Source organism: Protofrankia sp. CiT1 (assembly GCF_917627335.1).
Classification (GTDB): Bacteria; Actinomycetota; Actinomycetes; order Frankiales; family Frankiaceae; genus Protofrankia.
Genome location: NZ_CAKJTP010000151.1, coordinates 1 through 9,566 on the forward strand (window position 1 = coordinate 1; position 9,566 = coordinate 9,566).

4 protein-coding genes are annotated in these 9,566 nt (G+C 70.2%); all 4 read left to right on the forward strand.

What is annotated here, in order from left to right:
• Positions 1-451 precede the first annotated feature (451 nt).
• The 4 genes from MJ785_RS17980 to MJ785_RS17995 are packed head-to-tail and all read left to right on the forward strand — an operon-like array spanning position 452 to position 9,458.
• Positions 452-1,999, forward strand: a complete 1,548-nt coding sequence (locus MJ785_RS17980; protein ID WP_239309890.1) for a DUF2397 family protein — start codon at positions 452-454, stop codon at positions 1,997-1,999.
• Positions 1,996-3,276: a DUF2398 family protein gene (locus MJ785_RS17985; RefSeq protein ID WP_239309891.1), complete on the forward strand. Its 1,281-nt coding sequence runs from the start codon at positions 1,996-1,998 to the stop codon at positions 3,274-3,276. The genes MJ785_RS17980 and MJ785_RS17985 overlap by 4 nt, the downstream gene beginning before the upstream one ends.
• Positions 3,273-8,246 (forward strand): SbcC/MukB-like Walker B domain-containing protein, encoded by a 4,974-nt coding sequence (locus MJ785_RS17990; protein WP_239381909.1) that lies wholly within the window; start codon positions 3,273-3,275, stop codon positions 8,244-8,246. Before MJ785_RS17985 ends, MJ785_RS17990 begins: the two co-directional genes overlap by 4 nt.
• Positions 8,247-8,249: 3 nt before the next feature.
• Positions 8,250-9,458, forward strand: a complete 1,209-nt coding sequence (locus MJ785_RS17995; protein WP_239381911.1) for a TIGR02679 domain-containing protein — start codon at positions 8,250-8,252, stop codon at positions 9,456-9,458.
• The last annotated feature ends 108 nt before the right edge of the window (positions 9,459-9,566 follow it).

The window sequence follows — 9,566 nt, forward strand, 5'->3', positions numbered from 1 at the left end:
CGCCTCATCCGCTTCGATGTCGCTGGCGCGGTCGGTGTCGGCGCCCTGTGGGGGTTTGCCGTCGTTGTCGCCGCAGGCGTCGAGGTAGGGCGGTCTCCAGCGGTCAGTGCACCGCCCGGCTCGTGAGCAGGCCCGGGTCGGGTCTGGCCGGAACGGACCGGGCGCGTGAGCAGGTCCTGCTCCACCGGGCCAGGGCGAGGGATGTGCTGCATTGGCAGCAGCACCGGCGGCCCATCTCCGCCGAGACACTACGCAAGCGTCTGTGTGCTGGCGCTCCCGCAGCTCGGCGGTTGGTCACGCGGCTGCGCAGCGAGATCCACAACCAACTCGGCGACGCGCGCCGACACACCCCTGGGCTCTGGTGCTGGCTCGGAGTCTCGGACAGCGGGAGAAGTGTCGGTGGCTTCAGCGAAGATGGCGTGGCAGGCGATCGTCATCAGGAGGTAGCCGAATGCCGAACCCGCCGCGGCTGTGGTGGCAGGACATCGATCCCGTCGTGTGGCGATGTTTCGGCCAGGCCGAGGACTTGGCGCGGGAACGCAACACGGCAGCGTTGGCGGCTCTGGAAGAGTTAGCGACGCGTGCTCCGATGTCGACGCTGGCCGATATCGGGGTGCAGATGCGAGAGGTCGGTTTCCGCGATCACGTCAGTGAGGTAGACCTGCGTGCGGTGCTCGACTATCTGACCGGCGCGCATCTGGTCGAGCCCTTCCGGGACTACGCGGCGCTGAACGCGGGCCTCGACGCTGTGGTCCGTCGCCAGGAGGCGTGGGCGTTGACCAAGATTGGCCGCGCGGTCGTGGCTGCCGTCCGCACGGCGGTCGTCGATTCGCGGCGGGCGCTGCAGCTACCGAGCCGGCTGCTCGACAGCGTTGAACGCACCGTCCGGGATTTAATCGAGCATCTTTCGTCCGATGCGGGGCTGCTGCCGACCGATCTGGACGACGTTCGGACGCGGCTGGACGAGATGCAGCGGGTCACCGCCGATTTCTACGCCGCGTTGGCCCAGATGGTGCAGTCGGACGTGACCGATGACCTGTTGTTCGGGGAGAACCGCGATCGGGTCATCGAGGCGCTGCGACAGTTTCCCCGCGAGTATGGGCGGGCTCTTCGTCGCGTTGAGGCAGCTCTGGCCGACCTGGGGGCTGCCGGGCACCGGCCGCTTGTCGAGACGGCTGCCCTGCATGCCGGTCTTCTCGACGTCCGAGACCAGCAGGATTGGATCGACGAGCGCGTACGCCGGCTGTCTGACCTGGCCGCGTGGTTCGCCCCCTCGGGGTCGGTGCAACGGCTGATCTCGTCGGCGGCTGGTGCTGTGCACACTCTGTTGGTGGCCATCGACCGGCGCTACACGGCGTTGCGGCGTGGCTCGGATCTGGCTGCCGACTTCCGGGAGCTCGCCTACAGCCTGTACGCGCAGCCCGATGATGATGCGGCTCGCCGGGTCTATGCTGCCGCGTTCGGTCACTGGCCCGCCGTGCATGCTGTCGTCGGTACGGCCGAGGAGGACATCGCCCACGCCGCTACGGCGGCCGGTGGAGCCAGTCGGCATCAGGTGGATGTAGTCCTTCGTGAGCATGAGCGCGTCGGCCGTGCCAGCGGCCGTCCGCGCAAGGTTCCCGATGCCGGTGCCGCCCGGGCCGCCGCGTTGGAGAAGGCCGCCGCCACGGCGGCGAACCGGCGGCGGTTCACCACTCTGCTGGCCACCGACGGCGAGGTGTCGATGAGCCATTTCGCCGGCCTGGAGACCCCGGCGTTGGTGATTCTGCTCGGCGCGGTCGAGGCTGCCCGCAACATGATCAACTCTGCCACGGGCTACGGCGAGGCGCACGCCGAGGGAGCCAGCGTCATCGTCCGCGTTCGGCTCGGCCGCCCTGGCACCCATCTGCCGGTCTGCTTCCCGGAAGGCATCCTGGTGGCTCCGGATCTGCTGATCACCGTTACTCCGAGCGAGGCCGCGCAGCGCCGGCCGCCTGCCGTGACGGAGGGTGCGGCATGAACCAGCGGCTTCTCGACCCTGACTTGGCCGAGGCGGCCCGTCACCTGATGCTGGCCTGTCGCATCGCCGCGGTCGACGACCCGGTCCGTTACCGCACGGTGCTGCGCGGCCGCCGCGAGCTGACCGAGTTCTTCCGGACGGAGCTGGGCTGGAGCCTGCACGTCCACGACGTTGGCGGGGTGGTGCGCCTGCACAAGCGCCGCGACGACGTGCCCGGCGACCGGGGGCCACGGCTGCAACGTCGCAGCGGCCGGGGAGAGCTGGCGCCCACGCAGGTGCTGGTGCTGGCCGCGTTGGTATGCGAGCAGTTGTGGAGGCGCCCGCGGATCAGCCTGCGCGAGCTGCTGCAGTCGGTGGCGCAGGTGTGCGCCGCGGATGCGGCCACGGGCCGGCTGCCGGCGTTCCGGATCGTGGCCGCCGACGGCGTGAGCAAGCGGGAGGCGCAGGCTGCGCGGGAGAACATCGTCGACGCGATCAAGCTGTTGCAGGCTGACGGGGAGATCAGCGTCGACGCCGACCTGGACCGGGCGGTGACCGATGAGAACGCGGAGGTGTTCATCACCGCGGACCGGGACAGCCTCGCCAATAAGTTCGCCTCGCTGTCGCCGACGCTGTTGTCGCTCGGCAGCCGGCCCCCAGAGCACCATGTCGCCACGCTGACGGCGGTGTCCTTGCCGGACGCCGAGCCGGACGCCGTCGAGCAGCGGCGCACCAGCGTGGAGGGGCGCCGGCTGACTGCGCTGCGGCGCGTGGTCGACGATCCGGCGGCCGACCCGCAGGACGACCCGAACCCGGTCGGCTATCTGGCCACCTCGACCGGCCGGGAACGAGCGCTGAACGTCGCTGTGTCTCTTGGGCTGGTCGCGACGGTGCGCCGCGACTGGTGGGAGATCACCGATCCGGCCGGAACAGCCTCCGACGTCGACTTCCCCCAGGGACGCAAGACCGAACGGCAGGCCGCCCTGGCGTTGCTGTCGCGCCTGCCGCAGCACGGCGAGCCTGAGGTGAGCAGCGACGAGATCACGGCACTGTTCGAGGAGATCCGGCAGGAGATGCCCCGGTGGGCGGCCGGTTACGCGGAACGGCTGCCCGCGCTGGCCCGGGCCGCCGCCGCGGAGCTCGTCTCCGCCGGTCTGCTCCAGGCCACCGGCGACCGGGACCGCTGGCAGATCACACCGGGCGTGCACCTGTGGCGGGTACGGGCACGCCACGGCCAGCCCGGTCGCGCACGCCCGAACCGGGCGGACGCCGGCACGGGCGCCGGTGAGGACAAGTGAGCGTCATCGCGCACGACAGCCGACGGCCACCCGGCAGGCACGGCGCCGGCGGCTCACTCTCCGAATGGGATCATGATCCGGTCGCTACCGACCGGTGGCAGCCGACCAGGGCCGGCGCGGTCAACTCCTGGGCGTGGACCGACGAGACGCTGATGTTCGCCGACGGGTGGCTCGCGTTGGCGGGGCCAAACGGATCCGGCAAGTCCCTGACCGCGTCGATGCTGGTCACCGTGCTGCTTGACGGCGAGGTTTCGCAGAAGGCGCTGTCGGTGTCGGGTGAGGCTGTCGGGACACTCATCGACCGGCACACCGACCGCAACGCGAAGGAAGACCGGACCGGGGCATGGTGGCTGGAGTACGGCCGCCGCGACAGCGACACCGGTGACGTCCGCTACCTGACCACCGGACTGTGGCTGCGATCGCAGAGCAGCGCGCTGCAGAAGGCGTTCTTCATCACGCCGGGGCGCGTCGGCACCGACCTGCTGCTCGCGCGGCAGCGGGAGCCGGTGCCGATCGAAGCGCTCGCCGAACAGCTGGCCGCGGCCGGTGGCCAGCTGTTCATCTCACACGACCGCCTCGCCGCGAAGGCTCGCGACTTCGTGCACGTCGCCGAGGAGAATCAGTATCGCGACACGGTCCGCACCACCCTGTTCTCGCCGCTGGACTCGGTGCAGTTCGATGCCCTGGTCGGGGTGCTGCGCAGCCTGCGTAGCGTCCGCACTGCAGAGGCCATCTCGCCCAACCAGATGCGTGCGGTGCTGACCGAGGCGCTGCCGGCCCTGGATCCCAGAGCGTTGCAGTTCATCGCGGAAACCATGGAACGCATCGCCGGTCTCGAGGGGCAGCTCAAGCGGGCCCGCGCCGAGATCCGGCAGCTGGAACAGTCGGAACAGCAGTACCAGCGCTACATCGACGCGGTCATCGCGGAGGAGGCCGCGCGCCTCGCGCACGCCCAGACGGTCTTTGACGATCACGCACGCGAGGCCCGCACCGCCGAACAGCAGCTGGCCGAGGCGCAGGCGCAGGCCGACCAGGTCCAGGAGCGGCGCGAGGAGCTGCGCAGCGAAATCGCAGGCCTCCGCGGCCGGCTTCAGGCCGCCGAGGACGCACTGCGTGACCACGCCGGAGCCGAGCTGCCCCACCTGGAGGAACGACTCGGTGATCAACGCAGGCGGGTTTCCGACCTCGAACAGGAATGTGACGAGCTGGAGGAGGAGTCGCGGAACGCCGGGCACCAGGCGGAGGAGTCCGCCGCGCAGGCCCGCAGCGGCCAGCACCACCTGACCGGAATCGGGTCCCAGCTCCGGATCACAGCAGCCGAGGTCGGTGCACAGGCATTCGTTGATCGTCTCGGTGACGTCACCCATCAGGTCACAGCCGTCGAGGACCTCGGCCAGGCATCGCCGGACATGGACATCGCCCGGGTCGCGGAAACCCCGCGAGGGTGGATCGAGGCCCGCGTCGCGCGCCTTACCGGCATCGACGCGGCCCTCCACGCACACGAGCTGGCCCAGGGCGAACAACGGACCGAAGCGACATATCTTCGTCGTGCCGAGGACACCTGGGACCGGCTCGCCGACCTCGCCGACCTCGCCGCCACCGAACGCGCCGCAGCCGAAGCGAACTTCCTCGACCAGTTGCGGCGGTGGGATGACGACCGCTCGCAGCTTCCGGCGGTTCCGACAGATCTGACGGCCGACGCCGAGGACCGGATCGACCCCGACCGGCTGGTCGCCTGGCTGCACCAAGCGGTCACCGCCACTCGTGACCGCGTCGCCCTAGCGGCCCGGCAGCAGGACGTCGCCCACGGCACCCGCACCGTGAACGACGCCGACGGCGCGGCTCGCCGGGCCACGAAAGCCCGCGAGGACGCCGACCAGTCGGCCAGGCAGGCACAACATGACCTGGAGAGCGCGCAGGAGCGGGCGAGACTCGATCATGCGGTCGCCGACGAGCGGGCCCAGCAGGCACACGCCGACCACGACCAGTCCGCCGACGCGGCCCGCGAGATCACGGCGTCGGCCGGACGGGCCCTTGCGGACGGCCAGGCTGCCGCCGCGCAGGCCGCGGCGCGGTGGGCTCGCCAGGTCGCCGCCTGGCGAGACGGCCTCGTGCACCTCGACGGCAGCGCCGTGCCGCTGCCGGGCGCCCCGGAGACGATCGACCTGCGGCAGCCGTTCGTCGACCTGGAGCGGGCGCATGCCGTGGCGGTCAGCGAGCTGCAGCTCCAGATCTCCGACGCGAGACGTGCCATCGCCATCGAGGGGGACCGGGTCGCCGAGATCAGGGGTGAGCTCGACGACGCTCGCCGGCAGCTACCCGTCCCGCCGGCGCCGCCGTGGAGGTCACCACGTGCCCCCGACCGGGGCGTGCCGTTGTGGGCGACCGTCGCCTTCGCCGACAACATCAGCGCCGAGCGGGCCGATCTCATCGAGGGTGCCCTGCTGACCGCCGGGATTCTCGACGCGCTCATCACCGGCGACGGTCTCGTCGGCGACGGCGAGCTGGTACTTGCCGGCGATGGTCCCGCCGCCGGGCATAGCCTCGCTGACATTCTCGTCCCCGAAGCCGATGCGGGAGTCGACCCGCGGCTGGTCGCATGGCTGCTCGGCGCGATCGCGATCGACCTGGCCGGCAGCAACCTCCACATCGGGCGGTTGCGGACCGGCGCCGTGATCGCCACCGCACCCTGCAGCTACCGGGCCACGTTCATTGGCCGCACCACCCGCGAGCGTGCCCGGCTCGCCCTCGTCGCCGATCTCGAGCTGCGGCTTGCCAGCGCGCGGGACGCCCTCGACACCGCACGGCGGCACCTCGAGGGGCTCGAGTCGGCTGTGCTGGCGGCAGGGCAAGAGAGGGACGACTTCCCGCCGGCGGGATCGGTCACCGAAGCGCGTGATCAGGTCAACCAACTGCAGCTGGGCCTCGCCGCAGCCCGTCAGCAGACCACCGAGGCGCTGGCCGCCGCTGCGGCCCGCCTCACGACAGTGCTCGCCGAGATCGCGTCCGCCCACCAGGCCATCGAGCTGGCGGTCGAGCACGCTCGCCGACAGACAGAGGAGAGCGCGAGCGAACTGCGGCGAACCTGGCAGGTGGAGGAGGCGGCCAACGACGCCCGCACCGCCGCACGGGAGGCCCTGGCCGAAGCCACCGAAAGGCGGGACCAGGCACAGGCGGCTCACCTTCAGTGCGCCGCCGAGGAGCAACGGTTCCCGGATCTCGGGGAGCTGCGGCGCACAGCCCGCGAGGAGGACGCCGCGGAACGGGACGCGGCCGCCGCACGCGCCCAGGTCAATGAGCACCGACGCCGCCACCAGCAGGCCAGCGAACGCGTCCGGCAGACACTGCAGGGCGTGCATACCTCGGCGACCCTGTCCGACGGTGCGGTCCTGCCGACCGACCGGGACGGCCTGCGCCAGCACCGCGACCTTGTCTCCGCGCTCCTACAGCAGGTCGGCGCCTGGCAGAGCGCGGCGCAGCGGACGCTGGACCTGCTCGCGGCGGCCGGCCGTGACCACCGGGCGGCGGGAAAGGCCGCCACGCGACTCCAGAAGGCCGCCACCAGCGTGGGCCAGGCCAGGCTCGAAGCGGACCAACTCGCCGCACGAGTGGAGCAGACCCGAGCCCTGTACGGGGCGGAATACACCCAGCTACGCGAGACGAAAGACACCCTCGCCAGCGAGCTGGCCGACCGTCAGGCCAAGGACGAACAGATGGCCGGCGCATTCCGGCGGCACGACAACGCCGCCGTCGCCGCCAGGACGACCCTTGACGGCCTCGCGCCGCGCAGACAGGAGGCCGATCAGCACCGCACTATGTGTTTCGATCGCATGTGCCTGCTGGTCGCCCACGAATTCGCGACGGTACCAGACACCCTCACCCGCGACGAGCGCCACCAGCCGGCGAACCTAACCGCCGCCCTCTCCTGGGCCCGTCAGTTGCTCGCCGACAAGCCAGCCACCAGCGCCCGCCTGGACGGCCTGAAGAGCACTCGGGAACGGGCGCAGAAGCAACTCGAGACCACCATGCGCACGGTCAACCAGGCGCTCGCCGAGTTCGACCAGCAACTCGACAGCGCCATCCTCGACGGCACCGAATGGCGGCGCATCACCCTGGCCGCGCCCAACGCCGCCGTCGGCGAAGATCTACGACAGGCCGCGGAAACGTTGCGGGCCACCGCCGAAGGGCTCGAACAAGACCTGCGCCACGACATCAAAGCCACCCTCAAGACGTCCATGTTCACGCAGCTGCGCCGCGACATCCAGACCCGCCGCGAGGCGGCTCGAGACCTCGTCCGGCACATCCGGGCCACCCTCGAAAATGTCCGCACCGGCGTGGCGAAGGTCGGTGTCCAGGTCGACTGGAAGGTCCGCGACGACGACAACTCCCAGCAGATGGTCGCATTGCTCGCCGCGCCACCTTCCGATGAAGTCTTCGACCAGATGTACGAGATCCTCCGGGAGCGGATGGAAGACGCCGGCGAGGAGTCCTGGACCGACCGGGTCGCGCACACCTTCGACTACCGCTCCTGGCATCAGTGGGAGATCGGTGTCACGCACAGCAGCTTCGGCACTGACCAGTTCAAGACGGTCAACGCCCGGTCAAACCCGCTCAAGGGCCTGTCCACGGGCGAGTCCCGGCTCGCCACGATGCTGCCGCTGCTGGCCGCCGCATGGTCGATGTACTCGGGCCACGCCTACCAAGGGCCACGTCTGCTGTCCATCGACGAGATCGACGCCGCCTTCGACGAAGCCAACCTGCGCCAGATCCTCGCCCTGCTACGGACCTGGAAGTTCGACATCCTCGCAACCACACCCACGATCGCCCCACTGATCAAACGCGAAGCACAGCAGGTTGTCGTCCACGAAGTCGTCACCGACGGCCGGCACCGCATCACGGTGCCCTGGCTGTGGCAAGGCAGCGGTGAGCCGACACCCCTGCTGCTCCCGACACCCGCTGACGGTGACTAACCGATGGCCGCCGACCTCGCCTACCTCGCGGACGACACCGACCTGCGACCCATCTGGGACGCCGTGCACGCACGCCTCTGCGCCGGCGCCAGCCCGGAGGCGATCAACACCGTCAGCGTCCCAGGCCTGACTGCCGCCGGTATCGCTCAACTACGGACATGGCTCGACATTTCCGCCCGCCGACGCCGCGGCGCATCGGCCGTTCGCGTCTCCGGTGACATCACCACGGTCCCGCTGCGAGAGCTTCTCACCCTTCTCGCCGTCGAGCCGGCGGCGCTCGTCGACCTGGTCGAGAAGGCGGTCGGCAAGCCCGTCGCCAACCGCAGCATCGCCGCGCAAGCCGCCGCCGATCGCCGCGATCAGCTGTGGCAGTACGCGTCCGACCAACTGCCCGGACTGCCACAGCTCGTCACCCGGATGAGAACCAGCGGCGTCGGCGAAGACGACACCGAGATCCGCAGCGCCATCGCCGCGCTCGCTGGGGCGACGGGCAGGCTGCCCGCCCGGCCGCCGATCCCACTAGCGAAGCTCGCCCACGACGTGACCGGCGACCCCCACTTCTTCGACCTCCGTACCCTCAACGGCACCCGACTGGTCGCTGCGATCGCCGAGCGCGCCGACCAACCCGAACCGGTCCGACCGGATCTTGTCCGTGCACTGCTCGCGAGCGCGGGTGTCATCGCTGACCGGCTTTCCTCAACCGTCCTGCTGTTCAACGTCCAGGTCTGCGGCGACGGGCCGATCGACCGGCGGCTGCGTGGCTCGCCTACACCAGTGGCGCTGACGCTGCTCGACCTCGTACTGCATCCGCCGGTTCTGGCGCGGCAGACCCTGACCGTCGTCGAGAACCCCTCGGTCCTTGAGGTGGCGTACACCAGCGGAGTTCGCGTACCACTCGCCTGCACCAGCGGCCAACTCCGCGCCATCGACCACGTGCTCTTCCAACTCGCCGTCACATGCCACCTGGACCTGCGCTACGCCGGCGACATCGACCTGGCTGGCCGACAGATCGCGGCGGTGGTGGCAGCGACCTACGGCGCCGAACTGATCGCGATGAACCAGGAGACTGCCACCGAGGCGCTACGGAACCATCCCGCCCGGGCCTTCCCACTGTCGGACGATGACGACGCCGAGCCGCCTGCGATCTATCAGGAACACGATGTGCTTCTCTCACGAATCCTCGGTGAGCGACCTGACAGCCCTGATCGATGAGGAACGCCATCTGCTCGGGGTCGCCGATCGCGACCTCCCAGTCCAACTCCCGCGTTCCCCGCTCGACCCCCCACATCTTGATCACCATGCCATAGTAGCAATCAAGCG